We start from the raw sequence: 18,303 nt of genomic DNA on the forward strand, positions 1-18,303 counted from the left end.
ACAGATATGTTTGCTGCACAAGTGTATAGTCGAAACGGAGATCCCACCTCTCAACGGTCGACGACTGGCACGTCGACGACGACCGCCCCTTCGTGCTCGAGCGCCTCGCCTATCGTCTCATCGATCTCGCTCGGCGACTCCAGGGTGATACCGCTCGCCCCGTGCGCCTCGGCGCTTCCGACCAGATCGACCGGCGGTTCGAACTCGATGCCGGCGTAGTCGAACTCGTCCGGGTCGCCGCCCATCAGCGCCGCCGTGTTCTCTTTGAGGATGCGATAGTTCTGATTGTCGGGGATGACGACGGTCAGATCGAGGTCGTACCGCGTCGCTGTGTACAGCGTCTGCGGATAGTAGAGGTACGAGCCGTCGCCGACGTACCCCAGGACGGACCGATCGCCGCCCGCCTCGCGTTCGGCGACGGCAGCTCCAACCGAGGCGGGCAGTCCGTAGCCGAGGCCGCCGCCTTTCGTCCCCAGTAACTGGGCGGCCTCGAACGGGAACTCGTCGAGGAGCGGCGGCGACGCGGTGATGGCCTCGCTGACGACGAGCGCGTCCGGCGCGACGCGGCGAAACGCCCGCGCGAGACCGGCTTTCGTGAGCGTCCCGTCGACCGTCTCGGGCGTCGCCGAACCGGCCGCCTCGTTCTCTGCCCACGCGCGAACGCCCTCGAGTCGCCGCTCCCGTTCGTCCTTGTCGACGGCCGCCGCGACCCGATCCGCGAGTTCAGGCAGGACCGCCGCCGGATCGCCGAGCACCGCCGTATCGGCGGGGGCGTGTTTGCCGAGTTCCCAGGCGTCGGCGGCGATATGGACGCAGTTTGCGTCGTCGGGGACCAACCGTCTCGTCGGTCGCGTGACCGTCGTGTTCGTCGAGCAGCCGACGAAAACGAGCGTATCGGCTTCCATCGCCGCCGCCGTCGCGGGCGCTTTCGTCGAGAGGACGCCCTGCCACTGCTCGTGACCCGTCGGAAAGTTCACCTCGTAGGCCAGAATCTCGTTGTGAACTCGTGCGCCGGCGGCCTCGGCGAGTTCGACCGCGGCTGCGACCGCTTCGGAGCCCCGCCGCCCGACCTCGTCGCCGAGGACGATGACGGGTTCCTCGGCGTTGGTAAGCGCTGTGGCGGCCTCGCCGATGGCGTCCGCGTCGCCGCGTCCGGCGGTCGGAATCTGGCCGAGTCGTTCGGGCGACTGCTCCGTCTCGGCCTGCTGGACGTCGACGGGGAGCGAGAGGAAAACCGGCCCTGTCGGCGGCGTCAGCGCGGTTCTGACGGCCCGGCGGACCATCCGCGGAAGCGCTGCAACGTCTTTCACCTCGGCGCTCCACTTCGTGAACGGTTCGGCCATCGAGACGAGATCGCCGCTCAGGATCGGTTCTTCCTGTTGAAAGTCCCGGCTGTGCGTCCCGGCGGTGAGCAATACCGGCGCGCCAGAGATCTTCGCGTTGTAGAGGTTGCCGAGTCCGTGTGCCAGCCCGCCGGCGAGATGGAGATTCGCGACGCCGAGCGGGAGGACATCTGTCTGTGCCGCACTTCGGGTTTCGTCCGTAGCCGCATTCGCGTGGTGTCGCCGTCGCATCGCGTACCCCGCCGCGGCCCCGACCGCAACGTCCTCGTGGAGTCCGAGTACGTACTCGAGTTCGCTGTCGACGACCGACTGCATCAGCGGGAGTTCGGTCGTTCCCGGATTCCCGAATAAGTGGGTCACGCCGTACGATTCGAGACTGTCGACAAGGAGATCGGCCCCCGTATATCCCATGTGAAAACCTCTCTCGATAGCGCCCTTATAGAACTATCGTGGGTTCGTTGACGTGTCTGGCCCCAGAGGGCGGGCAATAGCGCGGAGAGACGTGCTGGCGAGACCTGTCGGGACCGGAAACGAAACCTTGAATCGACGCGCTCGCAAAGTTTCGGCTATGAGTGACGAGGATGACTCGGAGCCGGCCGTCGCGCTCGGCGAGCACACGCCCGTCGAGGGTGCGCCGCTCGCCCGCGTGAGTTCGCGACTGACCTGGCCGAAAGAGCGAAGCGAAGTCGACCGCCTCGAAGGTGACAGCGTCATTCGCACGCCTGCCGGCCCGAAAGAACTCTCGGCCGTCCTCGAGGACGTAGACGAGACGTACTTCCAGCGCCGACAGGAGTTCGAGGCTCACGTTCGCGAGGTTATCGGAACGGGACCGGTTTCGACAGCAGACGGCGAGTAATAGTAATCCGTGGCAACTGGGGACGAACAACACGCAAGCGGGCTGCTCCGATGGGTTCAGGAGCAGGGAAACCGCCTCTCCTGGGTCCAGAAATCACTGCTGGTCGGCGCTGTTCTGACGGTGGTGTGGATGCACGCCGTTCCCGGCGAGTTAGATCGCCGTGCCGTCATCGATAGCGTTCTCCTGATCGGCGGTCCGCTCGCCCTCGGGCTGACCCACGGCCGACACGTCGGCTGGAACATTAACCGAGTGGCAATCCGAAACGCCGTCTTGCTCTCGCTTTTCGTGCTCCCGTTCTACCTCGTCGGCTCGACGCTGCCGACGATCCGCGAGTTCTATCCGATGTGGGGAACCTCCGCTGCGCCGGCCGAGTTCGTTCCGCACGCGATCAGGCTGTTCGTGCTCGCGCTGGCGGCCGAGACGTACTACCGCGGCTTGCTCTGTGTTGGGATTCGAGAAATCGGCATCAAAGCGGTGTTCATCAGCCCGATCGTCTACATGATTCACCACGCTGCGAAGCCGCCGATCGAGTTCGTCCTGTCGGGGCCGACGGACGTGCTGTTCGGTGCGGTAGACTACGAGTCGGACTCGATTTTGCCTTCGGTCATCGCCCACGGAGCGGGGCTCGTCTTGCTCGACTGGCTCGTTCTCCATGACCCGCTGTTCGATCCGACGCCGGTCCTCGAACTCGTCGAGTGGCTGCCGGTGCCGTTGTAGGTGTCCAGAAATCCGTCCGCGCCCGACGGAACGCCGTCCGAGCTGAATTCCATCTGAGCTGAACTCGAGCGGGTACGAGGGAGTCAGATACCGAACGTCGCCCGAAGCATGTCCCGCGTTCCGGGGCCGAGACCGACGGCGACGACGGTAATCAACAGGAGGATCGCGTAGCGTGGACTCTCCTCGAAGATCGTGTCGTCGAAGATCCAGACGACGAAGACCGCTGCCGCGAGTTTGACGAGGAGGAACGGCCAGGCGTCGCCGGTGACCGCGACGATGCTCTCGGGAAGAATCGAATCGGTCAGATCGACGACCGCTGCGTTGATCGGGTGTTTCGGGATCAGGTTACTGTCGTGGCCGAACGCTGTCGCCCAGTCGAGTCCGACGACGTTTGCGACGCCGTCGATCGAGTGCGCCCAGATGACGACTGCACCGATGAACTTCGTCCCGCGGTTGACTCCGGGGGCGAACCGATCGATCAAGGACCAGGTGATCGCCGTGGCGACGGTCGCACCGCCGAGGATCGTGAGCAGGAGCAACGGATAGAACTGCACGTAGTCCGTCGTCGCGGAGAGGTACCCGAGGTAGCCGACCGTTCCGACGAGCAACGTCGTCCCGATTGCACCGAGTGGATACTCGTAGCCCGACACGTAGTCGTTTCGCTCGAGCCAGACCGAGACGACGACGGCCAAAAGCGCCAGGAAGAAGACGGTGAAGTAGATGAGCGGACTGATGATGATGCCCGACCACGGGAGCTGAATGGGGAGTTCGCCGGTCGCGCGATAGGCGGCGACGTTCGAGTCCTCCACGACGCGCAACGCCCCGCCGAAGAGCATGAACGGGAACAGGCCGTAGAAGCCGGCCCGATAGCGCTCGATCTCGAGGCGGTCGATCAGGAAGACGACACCGACGACGGACAGAATGAGCGTCGGGATGTAGCCGGCGTAGGAGACGAACGTGTAGCCGGGCGACGCCGTCGGTCCGGCATTGACACCGGCCTCACCGCACGGTAGCTGCTCGCCGCCTGCCCAGGCGACGCAATTCCACCCGTGAGCGTCCGCGACGACCGGGCCCCAGAAGTACTGCCAGATGATGTCGACGTACACTGGCTGGTAGAAGGCAGTCGCGGCGAGGGCCACCGCTGCGACGAGAGTGACGACGGTGAGGGCCCACACTTTCAACGGGCCGTACCGCTCGATCGACTCGTACATACCGAATATCCGTTCGAGCGAGCGCTTACCGTTTCCGGTTTCCGTCGTCTCTCGATTACACTGAACTCGCCGTCCGGTCGCCGACTACGCGGCGTCGATCTCCCGTGCAACCGCAAGCACTTCGTCGTGCAACGCGCCGTTCGAGGCGACCAGCCCGTCGCTATCGTGTCGCCAGCGGTCTCCCTCGAGATCAGTGACGACCCCGCCCGCCTCCCGGATCAAGCCGACGCCGGCAACGGTATCCCACGGGTTGGCTCGCCGGTTCGTCACGACGCCCTCGAGCGCCCCCGACGCAACCATCGCGAGTTCGAGTTGTGCACAGCCGAAGCGTCGCATATCGCTAAACCGGGTGACGATCGCTCGCGTCGCCGCGGCGTACTGGTCTCGCCGGTCGGTCGGCCACCAGTAGGTCGGACACACCGTGCTCGTCTCCGGATCGGTGCGGTCGCTGACAGTAAGCGGATCACCGTTTACCGACGCGCCGTCCGGACCGAACCGGTAGGTGTCATCCAGGGCGGGACAGACGGTCGCCGCGCCGATCGGCTCTCCGTCGACGACGGCCGCGACCGCGGTGCCGAAGGCGCGGATCTCGTCGACGTAGTTGTTCGTGCCGTCGATCGGGTCGACGATCCAGGCGGGCCCGGTGTCGGGAACGGTCTTCAGTGCGTCGTCCTCCTCGCCGACGATAGGATCGTCCGGGTACGCCTCGCGGATAACGTCGATCACGGCCGCCTGCGCGTCGCGGTCGGCCTGGGTGACGACGTCCGTCTTGCCGTCTTTGAACTCGAGTTCGAGTTCGGTGCGAAAGGAGTCGAGGGCGACCGCCGCGCCGGCGCTCGCTGCGCGGGTGGCGAGGGCTGCGCGGTGGTCGCTATCTATCTCTGTGTCCGTTTGTCCGTCCGCGTCCGGTTTCGGATTCACACCTGACTCGGAATCACCCTGGCGATCGCTCATTGCACAGCAGTGCGGCGTCTGTCCTGATAAGCACTGGCGATTTACGAGCGTCCCGTCCTCGCAACTCCCGGTGAGCTCCGGATATACTGATCGTGTATCGCTGCCGGTCGATCAGCGTCCGACGGGGTCAGAGGCGCGTGCTGAACTCGCACCCGGTACCGGAGACGTAATTCCTAGTCATCGCGTCGTCACCGTGCAGCCGTTCGCCGTTACGATGGCGGTGTGCTCGGACTGACTGACAAGTGCTCCTCGTTCCGCTTTGAGAACGGGGTCGCTCTTGAGGACGCCCTTGCGTTCTAAGTTTCGAACGGTCATTGTAAGTCCGGAGATATCGTACCAGCGAGTCGTAAACGGGAGCTTTCGTCGTGTCTCGCGGAGCGTGTCGAGCAATTTTCGGCTGCGTCGATCGCGAACAGGTCGGTCAGCGTCGAGACGGAAAATGCGTTCGTCGCTTCCCTCCGTAACGCGGCCTCGACCGGTGGTGGCGAACGTCTCGACGGCGAGAACGTCCCCTTCGGAAAGCTCGATTCCAGTGTCACTACCGGTGTTCGGGAGCATCGGATCCGTATGAGCGTCGTAGTGACCGAGACCGTGACCGGCGAGATTCACAACCGGGCGAAATCCGCGGTCCCGGATCGTTTGCTCGATACTGTGACCGACTGTCCCGGTATGGACGCCGGCTTCGATCGTCCGAAGTGCCGCCGCTAACGCAGCGTCGCTGGCAGCAACGAGTTCGTCGTGCGTCCCCGAGAGATCGATCGTTACAGCGGCGTCAGAGCACCAGCCGTTGACGTGGACGCCCATATCGAGCGTCACGAGATCCGTGTCGTCAAACGTCCTCTCATCAGCCGGTGCCGGAATCGCGTGTGATGCTTCTTCGTTGACATTGATGTTGACAGGGAACGCTGGGCTCCCGTCGAGGTCCCGGATTCGCGTTTCGGCGAAGTCAGCGATTTCGAACTGACTGACCCCGGGTTCGATTCGAGGGATCGTCTCGTCAAATACCTGCGAGAGAATCTCGCCTGCTTTTTGCAGATCGGACCACGTTTCTTCCGATACGTCGCCGGGAGCCATAGTTTTTGCATCGATCCGCCCATACATAGTGATTTGTCTCAGAGCGTGTTTCAGTCGTTCCAATGGGCTGTGTGATCACTGGGCCGAACAGAGGAACAGAGAGTCAGCGGGCAGCAGCAGCTACCGTTCTGTCGTCCGTCTGTGAGAATTTGCGAGGGCAAGAGGCTCGCTCTTGCCGCACTGTGGTGAGTGCGAGGGGAGGGGATCGAACCACCTCCGAGAACCTGCGCAAAGCGCAGACCCTCGGCGTCATTCGACCCCTCCTGCATCTCGCTCGGCGCATTTGCGCTTTGCTGCGATGCGAGGGGAGGGGATCGAACCCACGAACGTCTACACGAGCGGATCTTGAGTCCGCCGCCGTTGACCGCTTGGCTACCCTCGCACGCATCCGGTCGTTCGGGGGTCGTCGGGTTAAACGGTCCGGTTTCGATTCCACGTCGCACTCATCGCCGCGTTCATCGCGGCCCGTCTGGAACCCCGACGACTGTCAGTAGTTGGAAATCTGGGTTCGGTATTCAGCGTTGATCGTGGAACTCGCGTTCAGTCTATAGTAGCCACTGAAAGTCAGTGCACACCTGATCGCTCGATGGCTGTGCGATCAGCGTGTAAACCGTTTCAGTTGTTACTATAGGTGAAGCACATGCTAAAAGTTCCTTGAGGCGGTTTCTGGCAGATCGTCACTCCTCGCCGTCTCGAATAACCATTACCTTGACCCGATTTACGCCGTCAAAGTCGCGGAGTCGGTAGGTGAGGTTACGTACCTGCTCAGCTGGTCCCCGACAAAACAGTGATTCGAGGCACCACTCCCCTTGGTGCGTATGGCTTGTGTTGAGAATAACGTCTTGATACTCGTGTTGGACTGCGTGGAGTTCCTGTATCACCTCGTGGTGACGATAATCGAACGCGATGAGTGCGACGATTTCCCCGCTTGTCGCTTCGAGGCGGGAGTGAGACTCGATATACTCCAGCATCGCTTCTCGGACCGCCCGCGACCTGTTTTCGAGATCCTGCTCTTGCCAGACTCGGTCGAACTCTTCGACGACTTCATCTGGAATATTGAAACTCGTTCGCATAGGTACTGGTTCGTCGGGATTCTACAAGAGGTTCTCGTATGACGATGCACCCATTTCGGTATTAACAACCGTTATTCACGTCGGTAGCAGACTCTCGATCGGGATGTTACACGGCGAAGCACTCGGTCTCTTCTTTGGAGCGGTCGCTCTTGGTGCTGTTCATGGCATCGAACCAGGTCACGGATGGCCCGTTGCCGCCTCGTACGCTCTTGACCAGACGAACAAGTGGATATACGGGTTCGCGGCGAGCCTCATTATCGGCGTCGGCCACCTTATCAGCAGTATCGCGATGGTGGGAGTATTCTTCTACGCGAAGGACTACTTCAATCTCACGCAGGTCAACGAGCCAATGACGATACTCGGTGGTATCCAAATCGGCGGGCCAGTCGGTCTTGTTGCCGGTGTCCTGCTCGTCGTGCTTGGGATTCGTGAATACTCTCACGGACATTCTCACGGCAATCACGATGATGATGATGATGGCCATTCCGACCATCACAGCCACGACCACCAACACGATCTGAACGAGCAGGGCCATTCGCATGACCTTGACCACGGCCGTTCACACGAACACAACGATGGACTGATCACTCGTTTGAAAGGCTTCGCACCATTCCTCGGCGGGCACACTCACTCACACGAGGATCCCAAAGAGACCACTGACCGTGGCCTCCTCGGGATCGCGTGGTTCGCGTTCGTTCTCGGTTTTGCCCACGAAGAGGAGTTCGAGATTATTGCGCTCTGCGCCGGGTCAAACCACTGTCTCGAACTGATGAGCGCGTACGCCCTCACCGTCATCGTGGGTATCGTCGGACTGACGATGCTGTTGATTGCAGGCTACCAGCACTCCGAGGAGAAAGTCAAGCAGTACACGCCGTACCTCCCAGCGTTTTCCGCAACCGTCCTCATCATCATGGGATTTGGTTTCATCGTCGGAGTATTCTGACTTTGTTCAATTCGCACACGTAGTTGCCGAATCAGCCATTTTGTTTCATAGCTATTATTGAACGAAGCGAATACGACACTAGCTACTGGTATCGTACCAACTGCACCGATGTACACACAGATCACACAGCCCTCGCGCGATCAGGCGTGCAGGACTTGCAGTAGCTACTAGAGGCATCCCTCCCAGCTCCCATCGCCCGTCACGGGCAGGGACCGCCTTTTTGGATCATCTGTGTGTCCGAATACCATGGCGAACAGGAGATCGCTCGTCGTCGAACTCGAGGACCGAGAAGCAACCGTCGGACAGCCGTTTCAGCTCCGCGTTCGAACCTCCTCGCACCGCCCGATTGACGGCGCGACGGTCACGACGATGACGGGCTCAAAGCGGGCGATAACGGATGCAAACGGTCGCTGTCAGCTGACGTTTCGATCACCCGGCTTCTGGAAACTGCTCGCGATCGCTCCCGAAACCGACTGCGAGGCGTACCGGCCCGCAACTGAACTCGTGCGAGCAGTTACGTCGTCCGCGACGACACAGCGTGCACGACGAGCGCTCGTCTGTCGCGCGTAACTCGTGACTACGGCGTCTGTGGCGTCTTCGGGACCGTTGGCGTCTCCTCTTCGGACGAAGCGTCCGTAGACTCGGTCTGGCAATTCGGACAGCGATAGCCGCCGGAGACGTTCCCGTAGAGTCGCTCGCCACAACAGTGACACCGTCCGTCGGGATGAATCATCTATCCTGACGTTAGTCGCAACCGAAATAAACACTTCGCTTACCTGATCGATTGCGTGACAGTCACGATTGCTTGCGGGGAACGACGAGTATACATAACTATCAGCGCGACCGAGGACTGCGTATGGACGAGCACACGAACGATCCCTCCGTCGACCCGCCTCCGAACGCACCGACCGGCTGGATCGAACGCGAAGATGGCGGCCGCTGGGAGCACGCAACACTTCGTCGGGCAACGGTTCACGGCGTCCGGCTCTTCAACGACGGCGCGTTTCACGAGAGCCACGACTGCTTCGAAACCGAGTGGTACAACTACGGCCGCGGCACGGTCGAAAGCTCGTTCTGTCACGGCATGGTCCAGGTCGCTGCGGGCGTCTACAAACGCATCGAGTTCGCCAACGATGATGGGTTGCGCTCGCTCTTTCGGACGGCACTCCAGTACGTTCAGGGCGTTCCGCGAGACTTCTACGGCGTGGATCTACTCGACGTACGGACCGTCCTCACGAACGCGATTGACACTCCGGAACGCGTCGACGAGTGGCAGATTCGTCTCGACAACGACTACCCCACCGCCGACTCGGCCGACTACGAGTTCGCCGCGACGCGTGCGGACTAAGCGGTCGCCCGGTGGCGAAGATCGAATTGCCTTTGGGCTCGAAGCGGTAATGGATACCTAATGAGAGTTGCACAGCTCGGATCAGGGACGCCGGAGATCGCGATTGTGGCCGGTGTTCACGGCGACGAACCCTGCGGTGTCCGAGCGATCGAGCGATTGCTTGACGAACAGCCGACCGTCTCCCGGCCGGTCAAGCTAATCGTCGCGAACGAGAAAGCCCTGGAGCGACAGGTCCGGTTCGTCGACGAGGATCTCAACCGTGCGTTTCCCGGCGACCCCGACGCCGAGACGCACGAGGGTCGGCTCGCGACCGAACTCGTTTCCGAACTCGGCGACTGTCTGACGTTCTCGATGCATTCGACGCAAAGCCACGCCGAACCGTTTGCCATCGTCAACGAGGTCAACGAGACCGCGACGACGGTGTGTCCACAGCTTCCGGTCGTCGCGACGGTCGAAACGAGCGAGTTCGCCGAGGGACGGCTCTTCTCGACGGTCGAAACGATCGAGGTCGAGTGCGGACTCCAGGGCTCGGAGACGGCAGCCCAGAACGCGGATCGACTGACGCGAGCGTTCCTCACTGCCGTCGGTGCGCTGCCGGGTGATACCGTCCGGCGCGACCTGCCGGTCTTCCGGCTCACCGACGTGATTCCGAAAGAGCGAGCGGAGAAGTACGAGGTTTTCGTCGAGAACTTCACCGAAGTTCCGGCCGGTGATCCGTTCGTTGCAGCGGACGGCGTCGAACAGATCGCTGAAGAAGCCTTCTACCCGGTTCTCATGTCGTCGAACGGCTACCGGAACGTCTTCGGATACTCCGCGGAAAAGATCGACGTGATCACGTCGTCCCCGACTGCAGAGTGAACTCGATCAGTTGGGTCGCGACTATCTTATATCGCTTCGGTGGGCCGATCTCGACACCCAAAACGCGCGGCCGAAACGCACCCGCTCGCTGGATAGCATTCATACGGACTGCTGTAAGTCATTTCCAGCGCAACCGCAGGACGGACGCGGTTGCGCCGGTAAATCGTTACAGCAAACCGTATCAGTCCCTTACTGTGACGATAGACCCGGAAGAACGACCGAATTGCTGTGTGCTGCGTTCTCGCTTCGGGACGAAGCTATTAGTTGCTCTCCGTGGTAGCTCAATTGTGGTCTATGTTCACAAATAGCATGGGCTACACTCGATCCCCGAACTGGGGTGTGATTTCCGTGCCAATCAAAGACATCGCTCGCCCGCGTAACGAACTCGTCTCGGCGGACCCGACAGCGTCCCTTCGAGAGATCTGTCAGCTCATGGATGACAGGCGGGTCGGCTGTGTGGTGATCGAATCGGATGAACGGCCAGCCGGCATTATTACTGACCGCGACATCGCGATGGAGTTCAGCAGCGGAGCAACGCTTGACGACCTAACAGCGGACGATATCATGCATCGTGACCCGTACACGATCTCGTCTGATGACGGCGTGTTCGACCTCTGTGCGACGATGGCCGAACACGGCGTCCGGCGCATGCCTGTCGTTGAAGGCGATGAACTCGCAGGCATCGTCACGTTCGATGATCTGGTCGTCCTCCTCGATGATGAACTGAGCAATCTCTCCGAAGTCGTCCGGACTGAATCACCGCCGTATGAGGAACCCTGAGAACTGGTTTCAGTACCCCTTTTTACGCACTCGAGCTGGGACTCAGAACGCCGATTATCGGTGCCGACGGCTAGCTGCAAATCAGTTTTACAAGTAGTTCCCTACGGGTATTTCGTGTGCTACTACGTAGCCCCAAACTGGCAGACCCGATCGCCGATCAAGGCGCAAGGTCTATCCCGCCTACCGACATAGACCAAGAAGACATGGACTTTCCACCGAACCAGGGCCTCGATCAGGAGGACGTGACCGAACAGGTCGAGACGGCCATCGACGACAATGAGGTCGTGCTCTTCATGAAGGGCACCGAACTCATGCCCCAGTGTGGCTACTCCCGCCGCGCGCTCGGACTCCTCTCCGAGCACCGCGACGAGTTCGAAACCGTCGACGTGCTCGAGTCGCTCGACGAGTTCCGCGTCGCACTCGAGGACCGAAGTGGCTGGGAAACGATTCCCCAGACGTACGTCGACGGCGAGTTCGTCGGTGGCTCGGACATTCTCGCCGAACTCGACGATCGTGGTGAACTGGCTGAAACGCTTAACGCCGAGTGAGTTCCCGACTCCGGCCTCGACCCCGACCTCGCCACCGTCGTCGCGGCGGACATTCATCCACTCCTGTCGTTGACGGTTTCAATGGCAGGTCATATAAGCCCGGCACTCGTACTAGTACCCAACGCCTGTCGCTGCACACCTTCCCACTATGTCAACAGAGGAATCCAGACACGTTTATCGGCTGCATTCGACGCTCGAATTGCCCCTCGAAGACCTTCGTGACCACATCGCTGACGCGACGTATCCGGACGGGATCGACGACGTAGAGATCACGCGCCGGAACAACACGCTCATTCTAAAGGCCGTCGCCGAGGACCAGTCGGTCAGCAAGTACACACCGACGGCCCAACTCAAGGCCAGCGTCACCGAAAACCGCGTCTACGAGGAAGACCCCGACGAGCGGCGCAACTCCTTCCGCTGGGACGAAGAGGAAGAGGAAGAAATCGAATCCGAACTCGTCGAGTTCGCCGCGTTCAAGGGCGACCGCGAGACCGTCCTCCAGAACTCGCTTTTGCAGTACGAGATGTTCCTCGTCCTCTGTGAGATCGCCTCGGCTGCCGAGAAAGGCACCCTCACGGCGATTTCGGAACACGACGGTGAACTCGAGGCGACGCGAATCGTCGACGGTGAAACCCGACCGGCGGATATCGAAGTCGTCGAAGGGCCTCGAGATCGTGGCTCCGGCGAGACGGGTGTTAACTGGCGCGATAACAAGTTTATCAGCGACTGACAGCTGTTCTGCGTTGTTTCTCCGAGCCGAGATTGACCGAGGTCGATCGAAGTCACTCGAGGTCGATCGATAGCTGCCCGAGTTCAGTGAGGCCGCCACTAGCCAGTTTCATCGTCGGATCAGCGGCCGTCGACGAGTCGATCGTACAGATCCGGGTATTCCCGAAGTCTCGCACGGCCGACGAGCGCACTGAGGTAGGATTGAACGCGTTCGTTCCAGGGTTCCCACGACCCGTCCTGCCAGGAATCACGATCCACGTCCGCGGTCCGGATATCGCTGATCGCCGGCTTGGCGAGGACGATCATGAACGGGGCTTGGCCTCCTACGACCGTCCGATAGACCGATCGTGCTCGGCGCTGTTCGGCCAGTACGTGTCCGGAATCGAAATCGTTGTCGCCGGCACTGATCTCGAGTTCGGCGACGGCGTCGTCGTAGGCTCGCCAGTCCGCAAGCGCTCGCGTCGCCTCGAGAACCTGGAGTAGCAGGAAGTCGTCGTCGATCGTCTCCCGCGGCGACGGTGCGTCCCAGTCCCCCCACCGTACGAGACGCTCGTGGGCGAACCCATATGGGCCGTGCGAGCTGGTATCGTCGTCCAGGGACGACAGGGCCTCGTCTCGGGTCGGTATCGACTCGAGGTCGGTTTGCAGTTCGTCGGCGACCCGCTGGAGGTGGTCGACGTATCCGTTGGCTTCGTCGACGGTCTCCCATAGCAGGTCACGGTATCGTTCGGCGCTCTCGACTGCGATTTCGGCTCGCAGAAGGCCGGACGTGATCGTCCCGATAGTCTCTGGACCGGAATCTGTGCGATCCGGCTCGGCCTCGCTGTCAGTCATGCCATCCTCACGTTCGGCGGTGTCGCTTTGGGCGGCTTCCTCAGCGCTCTCATCGTCTTCATCGCTTCCCGTGTCCGTCTTTGTATCCGCTTCCACAGCATCGTCGCGGACCGTCTCGAGCCCGCTCCAGTCGGCGAAGCTGCGACCGCGCCGGAGTTCGCGTTCGATGTGGACGTACCACGCCAGATCGCGTTCGGGGTCGGCGACCGGATACGACTCGATATCGGCGACGACTGCATCAATCCGGTCGAACAGCGCGACGGCACGGTCCGCGAGTTCCTTGAGATTGGCGTCACCGAGTTCGGCCCGCGCCTCGCCGAGAGCCTGCCCGGCGAACTGCATGCCGTAGCTGGCATCGGACAGTGCGTCGGCGTAGTCGCCGTTTTCGAGCGCCGCCTCGGCGTTCGAACGCCAACCGCCCGAACCGGAGCCGTGCGTGCGCTCGCGGTCGAGTTCTGCCCAGCGGTTCCGCGATTCATCCTCGGTTTCGGCGAGGAGCGTGACCGCCGAGCGGGCGTGCGCCTCCGTAACCGTCGGCTGCCAGAGCGAATCCGCCGGCGGTGGCGTCGGGTAGACGGTTGTCGCCCAGTCGGTTACCCGGTCCGGCAACGCCGTCGGAAGGGTCGCCCCGGTAGCACCGACGACGAGGCCGCCGAGTTCGGCGCTGCCGGCGAGTCCGACGAGGAGCTGACGTCGGCTGAGAGACGAGATGTCGGGAACCATACTATTCGTTGATGAATAGTGTGTATATAAAACAACTCGTTCTCGGTCACAGCCAGGACGGCCGAGCAACCGTTCGAACGATGATCCAACGGCCGTTCACGCTCGACTGCGACAGTGACCGCTCTCCGTCGTGGGAGTAGGCGGTAGCCTTCAGTACGCCGTGTGAACCCGTCGAGTTCGCAGCCGATCACGTGCGGTAGTCGCCGTTTTCCGTCTGTAACCGGTCCGTATCAACGGTTCGAGCGTCGGTTCGAGTGCAGTCCGGCGCGGACTGCGGAGCCGTCTCGATGGGCGTTCGATTGCACGACGGTCTTCTGTTTCGGTCGGTCAGGCGGGCCGAACAGTCATCGTGTCGATAGTAGTTGGTTCATTCGATAGTTCGGCCGCGGATAGCGTCGCGATACTCATCAGGTAGTTGCCAGTCTCGCAAGTGCCGTCTCACCACCCACTCATTCGAAATCAAGACTTTCAGCGGTATCTGGTGCTTCCGTTCGGTAGCGCGCTGATAACGATATGACTCGTCCCGGAAGTCATGACTGCCATGATTCACGAGGTGATCCGACGTGCGCTGTCTCTTCTGTAACATCCCGCCAGCACACGTCACGCTGTACACCGAGATCGGCTCACGGCCCGGTGCGTCGGAGCACGATGTCCTCGTGCAAAGCGACGAATTGGCAGTTGAAAACGTGACGCGGCGACACACCGGTGACGCCCGCACAGAGGTGACGGAGAACTAATGCACGTCTGTTCCATCGTCGGTGCCAGACCCCAGTTCATCAAGGCCGCGGTCGTCTCTCGAAAACTTCGCACCGTCGCCGACGAGACCCTGATCCACACCGGGCAGCACTACGACGAAGCACTCTCGGACGTCTTCTTCGACGAACTCGACATTCCCGAACCCGAGTTCAATCTCGGCGTCGAATCGGACACCCACGGGCGACAGACCGCGAAGATGGTGGCGGCGATCGAACCTGTGATCGAGGAGACTAACCCGGATGTCATCCTGCTCTACGGTGATACGAACTCGACGCTCGCGGGCGCGCTCGTCGGCTCGAAGCGGGAGGTCGCCGTCGCTCACGTCGAGGCCGGACTCCGCAGCGACAATCGGTCGATGCCCGAGGAGATCAACCGGGTGCTGACGGACCATGCGTCGGACCTTTGTTTCGCCCCGAGCCGAGATGCGATCGAGAATCTCACGGCAGAGGGGATCACCGACGGCGTCTTCTGGACGGGCGACGTGATGTACGACGCCATTCTCGATGCCCGCGACCGATCACGCGAGCAGTCGACGATCCTCGACGACCGCGGACTGACCGCGGACGAGTTCATCCTGGCGACCGTCCACCGGGCGAGCAACACGGACGACCGCGCAAATCTCGTGGCGATCCTCGACGGCCTCGCGGACGCACCGCTGCCGGTGGTCTTCCCGGCGCATCCACGGACAGTCGATCGACTCCGGGAGTACGGGCTCTGGGAGCGCGCGACGAGTGAACTCGACGTGATCGAGCCGCAGGGGTATCTCGACTTCGTTCGACTGCTCGATGCTGCAGAGCGGGTGGCGACGGATTCGGGCGGCGTCCAGAAGGAGGCATTTTTCCTCGAAACGCGCTGTGTGACGCTGCGGGAGGAGACGGAGTGGGTCGAAACCGTCGACTGCGGCTGGAATCGGCTTGTCGGTCCCGACCGGTCGCGCATTCGGGAGGCCGTGTCGGCGGACTGGCGGCCGGAGTCGACGCCGCGGCCGTACGGCGACGGACTGGCCGGCCAGCGGATCATCAGCCTCTTACAGCAGCGCCTGGCCGACAGCGACCCGGACGAACGCCTCGAAGCGCCGCCGCTCGGCTGAGCCGTGGGTTGCAACCGGTACGGCCTTACTCTCGAATGTGGTCGGCATCGATCACAGATGGCGACAGAGGTTTCCGGTCCCCCAAAGGGTTTAATCCTGGTAATTATATGTAATTACACGCGATGACTGAGAACTTCCCCGATTACGTCGATGTCGATTACGACGACGGTACCGGCGAAGATCCGGCGGACTATCCGCACATCAACGACAAGATCGAAAAGGCGATCGAGGTCACCCGTCAGGGCTTAGAACAGTACGAGAATCCGGCAGTCATGTGGACCGGTGGCAAGGACTCGACGCTCGTCCTGTACTTCGTCACCCAGGTCGCAGAACGCTACGACCTCGACGTGCCGCCGGCGATTTTCATCGACCACTACCAGCACTTCGATGCGATTCACGATTTCGTCGACCGCTGGGCCGACGAGTGGGGTCTCGAGGTTATCTACGCGCGCAACGAGGATATCGGTCAGTACGTCGAGGAGAACGACTTAGAGCCCGGCGACGACATCCCTGTCAATGAACTCGACGAGCACAATCAGCACCACGTCGAGAACATCCTCGAGTACGAGGAGGACACCTTCCCGTTCCTGCTCGACACCTACGCGGGCAACCACCTGCTGAAGACGGTCGCACTCAACGACGCCTTGGAGGAGCACGACATCGACGGCATCCTCTCGGGCGTCCGCTGGGACGAGCAAGAGGCTCGCGCCGACGAGACGTTCTTCTCGGAGCGCCACGACCCGGACATCTACCCGCCCCACGACCGTGTCCAGCCCATCCTGCAGTTCGACGAGGCCGCGGTCTGGGAGGCCTTCTGGGATTTCGTCGTGCCCGATACCGTCGGCGAGTTCCCCGACGATGGCTACGTCCCCGACGGAAAGGACGACCTGCCGGACGATCTCGAGCCCGCGGACACTCCGGTCTCGCCGAAGTACTGGGAAGGATTCCGCTCGCTCGGCAGCGAAATCAGCACCGAAAAGACCGAGGACGATCCCGCCTGGTTGCAGGATCTCGAAGGGACGACCGAGCGCGCGGGCCGCGCCCAGGACAAGGAGGACCTGATGGAGCGCCTGCGCGACCTCGGCTACATGTAAGACAAGTGATTGCCTAACGGCGGCGATCCGCCCGCCTATCGACACGCTCCGTTCTCACGCTTCACCTCACGCCGTCGCTTCACAGCCCTTTCTATCCACGCGTCTATTTCATCCGCCGCCACTTTCCCGGAGGTATATGGTGTCTGCCTCGGTACCCTCGGACACGTGACGATCTACCGAACTCGAGCCGCCCTTCGACATCAATTCAGAGACGTTCTCAACTTTTACTATCCGGACTGTCTCGACGCTCGAACCGGCGGCTACGTCGCCCAACTCGACGAACGGGACGGCCACGTCTACGACGAACGCACCCGACACCTCGTCGCCACGGCCCGCGGCGTCCACAACTTCAGCCTCGGCGTCCTGGCCGACGGCCCCCACTGGTGTCGCCACGCCGCCGAACACGGCTTGCGCTTTCTCTCGACGGCCCACTGGGACCCCGATAACGAAGGGTACGACTGGCTGCTCGACGGCCGAACGCCGACCGACCGAACGCGATACTGCTACGGCCACGCGTTCGCCCTCCTCGCGAGCGCCCGCGCGCTCCAAGCCGGGATTCCCGGCGCACGCGCCGAACTCGAGCGTGCCTTCGCCGTGCTCGAAGAGCGCTTCTGGGAGCCGACTCACGAACTCTACGCCGACCAGGCCGCGCCGGACTGGGAACTGATCGATCCCTACCGCGGTCAAAACGCGAACATGCACGCCTGCGAAGCCCTGCTCGCAGCCTACGAGGCGACCGACGAGGAGCGCTATCTGGACCGCGCCTACACGGTTGCCAACCGGTTCACCCGGCAACTCGCGCGGACGCACGACCCAGACGGCCTCCTCTGGGAACACTACACCGAGTCCTGGGAGTCCGACCGATCGCACAACGCCGACAGCCCGCGCCACCAGTTCCGCCCGCCGGGCTACCAGCCCGGACACCACGCCGAGTGGGCGAAACTCCTCGCACTCCTCGGGGACCACCACTCGGCCGACTGGCTCCTGGCGCGCGCACGCGAACTGTTCGACGCCGCGGTTGAACTCGGCTGGGACGACGAGTTCGGTGGGCTCTATTACACGGTCGAAGCGGACGGGACGCCGATCGTCCCTGACAAGTACGGCTGGGCACACGCGGAGGCGATCGGCGCGAGCGCGTTGTTGAGTCGGGCGGACGAGGCCTATCTGTCGTGGTACGACCGTCTCTGGGAGTACGCGGAGTCACACCTGATCAATCCGCGATACGGCAACTGGTACGAGCGGTTGGCGCGCGACCACGAGCGCGACGGACCGAACCGCGGGACGGCGGTCGAGCCGGGCTACCATCCGCTGACGAACTGCTGGCTCGCGATGGATACCGTTGCGGACGATGCGGGTAAGAAGTGAGGCGTGG

General features: G+C 62.1%; 20 protein-coding genes and 1 tRNA gene. 13 read left to right on the forward strand and 8 right to left on the reverse strand.

Features of this window, described 5'->3' with window-relative positions; genetic code table 11:
• Positions 1 to 50: 50 nt before the first annotated feature.
• Positions 51 to 1,754 (reverse strand): thiamine pyrophosphate-dependent enzyme, encoded by a 1,704-nt coding sequence (locus tag SM755_RS18580; protein ID WP_323173951.1) that lies wholly within the window; start codon positions 1,752 to 1,754, stop codon positions 51 to 53.
• A 157-nt stretch (positions 1,755 to 1,911) separates the two neighbouring features.
• On the opposite strand from SM755_RS18580, the gene SM755_RS18585 reads away from it, so the two are divergent.
• Both SM755_RS18585 and SM755_RS18590 read left to right on the forward strand, forming a co-directional pair.
• Positions 1,912 to 2,199: a DUF5789 family protein gene (locus tag SM755_RS18585; RefSeq protein WP_323173952.1), complete on the forward strand. Its 288-nt coding sequence runs from the start codon at positions 1,912 to 1,914 to the stop codon at positions 2,197 to 2,199.
• A gap of 9 nt (positions 2,200 to 2,208) precedes the next feature.
• Positions 2,209 to 2,916 (forward strand): CPBP family glutamic-type intramembrane protease, encoded by a 708-nt coding sequence (locus tag SM755_RS18590; RefSeq protein ID WP_323173953.1) that lies wholly within the window; start codon positions 2,209 to 2,211, stop codon positions 2,914 to 2,916.
• 83 nt (positions 2,917 to 2,999) lie between these two features.
• On the opposite strand, the gene SM755_RS18595 is transcribed toward SM755_RS18590, so the two are convergent.
• The 5 genes from SM755_RS18595 to SM755_RS18615 form a co-directional block, all read right to left on the reverse strand.
• The gene (locus SM755_RS18595; RefSeq protein ID WP_323173954.1) at positions 3,000 to 4,127 is read right to left on the reverse strand and encodes a DUF63 family protein; all 1,128 of its coding nucleotides are present in this window, start codon (positions 4,125 to 4,127) and stop codon (positions 3,000 to 3,002) included.
• 84 nt (positions 4,128 to 4,211) lie between these two features.
• A complete protein-coding gene (locus SM755_RS18600; protein ID WP_323173955.1) occupies positions 4,212 to 5,081 on the reverse strand; it encodes an inositol monophosphatase in 870 nt (289 codons plus the stop codon).
• A 177-nt stretch (positions 5,082 to 5,258) separates the two neighbouring features.
• Positions 5,259 to 6,155 carry a type II methionyl aminopeptidase gene (gene map / locus SM755_RS18605; RefSeq protein ID WP_323173956.1) on the reverse strand — a complete coding sequence of 299 codons (897 nt, stop codon included), beginning with the start codon at positions 6,153 to 6,155 and terminating at the stop codon, positions 5,259 to 5,261.
• Positions 6,156 to 6,454: 299 nt separating this feature from the next.
• Positions 6,455 to 6,537 (reverse strand) — tRNA-Leu (locus tag SM755_RS18610).
• Between the two features lie 295 nt (positions 6,538 to 6,832).
• The gene (locus SM755_RS18615; protein ID WP_006666459.1) at positions 6,833 to 7,228 is read right to left on the reverse strand and encodes a CopG family ribbon-helix-helix protein; all 396 of its coding nucleotides are present in this window, start codon (positions 7,226 to 7,228) and stop codon (positions 6,833 to 6,835) included.
• 103 nt (positions 7,229 to 7,331) lie between these two features.
• Between SM755_RS18615 and SM755_RS18620 the strand changes: the two genes are divergently transcribed.
• Positions 7,332 to 8,171 (forward strand): hypothetical protein, encoded by an 840-nt coding sequence (locus SM755_RS18620; protein WP_323173957.1) that lies wholly within the window; start codon positions 7,332 to 7,334, stop codon positions 8,169 to 8,171.
• Between the two features lie 246 nt (positions 8,172 to 8,417).
• A complete protein-coding gene (locus SM755_RS18625; protein ID WP_323173958.1) occupies positions 8,418 to 8,741 on the forward strand; it encodes a carboxypeptidase regulatory-like domain-containing protein in 324 nt (107 codons plus the stop codon).
• Between the two features lie 7 nt (positions 8,742 to 8,748).
• Here SM755_RS18625 and SM755_RS18630 read toward each other — a convergent pair whose 3' ends face one another.
• Positions 8,749 to 8,904, reverse strand: coding sequence for a hypothetical protein (locus SM755_RS18630; RefSeq protein ID WP_162832071.1), 156 nt, complete (start codon positions 8,902 to 8,904; stop codon positions 8,749 to 8,751).
• 123 nt (positions 8,905 to 9,027) lie between these two features.
• Between SM755_RS18630 and SM755_RS18635 the strand changes: the two genes are divergently transcribed.
• From SM755_RS18635 to SM755_RS18655, 5 genes are all read left to right on the forward strand, one after another.
• Positions 9,028 to 9,519 carry a DUF309 domain-containing protein gene (locus SM755_RS18635; protein ID WP_006666456.1) on the forward strand — a complete coding sequence of 164 codons (492 nt, stop codon included), beginning with the start codon at positions 9,028 to 9,030 and terminating at the stop codon, positions 9,517 to 9,519.
• A gap of 60 nt (positions 9,520 to 9,579) precedes the next feature.
• Complete coding sequence (locus SM755_RS18640; RefSeq protein WP_323173959.1) at positions 9,580 to 10,377, forward strand: succinylglutamate desuccinylase/aspartoacylase family protein; 798 nt, start codon at positions 9,580 to 9,582, stop codon at positions 10,375 to 10,377.
• 348 nt (positions 10,378 to 10,725) lie between these two features.
• Positions 10,726 to 11,157, forward strand: a complete 432-nt coding sequence (locus tag SM755_RS18645) for a CBS domain-containing protein (protein WP_049903786.1) — start codon at positions 10,726 to 10,728, stop codon at positions 11,155 to 11,157.
• 203 nt (positions 11,158 to 11,360) lie between these two features.
• On the forward strand, positions 11,361 to 11,705 hold the full coding sequence (locus SM755_RS18650; RefSeq protein WP_006666453.1) for a glutaredoxin: 345 nt from the start codon (positions 11,361 to 11,363) through the stop codon (positions 11,703 to 11,705).
• 148 nt (positions 11,706 to 11,853) lie between these two features.
• Positions 11,854 to 12,435, forward strand: a complete 582-nt coding sequence (locus SM755_RS18655; protein WP_049904516.1) for a hypothetical protein — start codon at positions 11,854 to 11,856, stop codon at positions 12,433 to 12,435.
• Between the two features lie 119 nt (positions 12,436 to 12,554).
• On the opposite strand, the gene SM755_RS18660 is transcribed toward SM755_RS18655, so the two are convergent.
• Positions 12,555 to 13,991, reverse strand: coding sequence for a hypothetical protein (locus SM755_RS18660; protein WP_323173960.1), 1,437 nt, complete (start codon positions 13,989 to 13,991; stop codon positions 12,555 to 12,557).
• Positions 13,992 to 14,554: 563 nt separating this feature from the next.
• On the opposite strand from SM755_RS18660, the gene SM755_RS18665 reads away from it, so the two are divergent.
• The 4 genes from SM755_RS18665 to SM755_RS18680 all read left to right on the forward strand — a co-directional run bounded on the left by SM755_RS18665 (position 14,555) and on the right by SM755_RS18680 (position 18,296).
• Positions 14,555 to 14,728, forward strand: a complete 174-nt coding sequence (locus SM755_RS18665; protein ID WP_323173961.1) for a hypothetical protein — start codon at positions 14,555 to 14,557, stop codon at positions 14,726 to 14,728.
• Complete coding sequence (gene wecB, locus SM755_RS18670) at positions 14,728 to 15,837, forward strand: non-hydrolyzing UDP-N-acetylglucosamine 2-epimerase (protein ID WP_323173962.1); 1,110 nt, start codon at positions 14,728 to 14,730, stop codon at positions 15,835 to 15,837. Before SM755_RS18665 ends, wecB begins: the two co-directional genes overlap by 1 nt.
• A 122-nt stretch (positions 15,838 to 15,959) precedes the next feature.
• Complete coding sequence (locus SM755_RS18675; protein ID WP_323173963.1) at positions 15,960 to 16,931, forward strand: phosphoadenosine phosphosulfate reductase family protein; 972 nt, start codon at positions 15,960 to 15,962, stop codon at positions 16,929 to 16,931.
• Positions 16,932 to 17,096: 165 nt separating this feature from the next.
• Complete coding sequence (locus SM755_RS18680; RefSeq protein WP_323173964.1) at positions 17,097 to 18,296, forward strand: AGE family epimerase/isomerase; 1,200 nt, start codon at positions 17,097 to 17,099, stop codon at positions 18,294 to 18,296.
• Positions 18,297 to 18,303: the final 7 nt, after the last annotated feature.

The organism is Natrialba sp. PRR66, from assembly GCF_034808065.1.
Taxonomy (GTDB): Archaea; Halobacteriota; Halobacteria; order Halobacteriales; family Natrialbaceae; genus Natrialba; species Natrialba aegyptia.

Coding starts and splice junctions, on each gene's coding strand:
- SM755_RS18630 (WP_162832071.1), bottom strand. CDS start 8,904: ATGATTCATCCCGACGGACGGTGTCACTGTTGTGGCGAGCGACTCTAC.
- SM755_RS18585 (WP_323173952.1), top strand. CDS start 1,912: ATGAGTGACGAGGATGACTCGGAGCCGGCCGTCGCGCTCGGCGAGCAC.
- map (WP_323173956.1), bottom strand. CDS start 6,155: ATGGCTCCCGGCGACGTATCGGAAGAAACGTGGTCCGATCTGCAAAAA.
- SM755_RS18635 (WP_006666456.1), top strand. CDS start 9,028: ATGGACGAGCACACGAACGATCCCTCCGTCGACCCGCCTCCGAACGCA.
- SM755_RS18660 (WP_323173960.1), bottom strand. CDS start 13,991: ATGGTTCCCGACATCTCGTCTCTCAGCCGACGTCAGCTCCTCGTCGGA.
- SM755_RS18595 (WP_323173954.1), bottom strand. CDS start 4,127: ATGTACGAGTCGATCGAGCGGTACGGCCCGTTGAAAGTGTGGGCCCTC.
- SM755_RS18615 (WP_006666459.1), bottom strand. CDS start 7,228: ATGCGAACGAGTTTCAATATTCCAGATGAAGTCGTCGAAGAGTTCGAC.
- SM755_RS18640 (WP_323173959.1), top strand. CDS start 9,580: ATGAGAGTTGCACAGCTCGGATCAGGGACGCCGGAGATCGCGATTGTG.
- SM755_RS18600 (WP_323173955.1), bottom strand. CDS start 5,081: ATGAGCGATCGCCAGGGTGATTCCGAGTCAGGTGTGAATCCGAAACCG.
- SM755_RS18625 (WP_323173958.1), top strand. CDS start 8,418: ATGGCGAACAGGAGATCGCTCGTCGTCGAACTCGAGGACCGAGAAGCA.
- wecB (WP_323173962.1), top strand. CDS start 14,728: ATGCACGTCTGTTCCATCGTCGGTGCCAGACCCCAGTTCATCAAGGCC.
- SM755_RS18580 (WP_323173951.1), bottom strand. CDS start 1,754: ATGGGATATACGGGGGCCGATCTCCTTGTCGACAGTCTCGAATCGTAC.
- SM755_RS18650 (WP_006666453.1), top strand. CDS start 11,361: ATGGACTTTCCACCGAACCAGGGCCTCGATCAGGAGGACGTGACCGAA.
- SM755_RS18655 (WP_049904516.1), top strand. CDS start 11,854: ATGTCAACAGAGGAATCCAGACACGTTTATCGGCTGCATTCGACGCTC.
- SM755_RS18620 (WP_323173957.1), top strand. CDS start 7,332: ATGTTACACGGCGAAGCACTCGGTCTCTTCTTTGGAGCGGTCGCTCTT.
- SM755_RS18675 (WP_323173963.1), top strand. CDS start 15,960: ATGACTGAGAACTTCCCCGATTACGTCGATGTCGATTACGACGACGGT.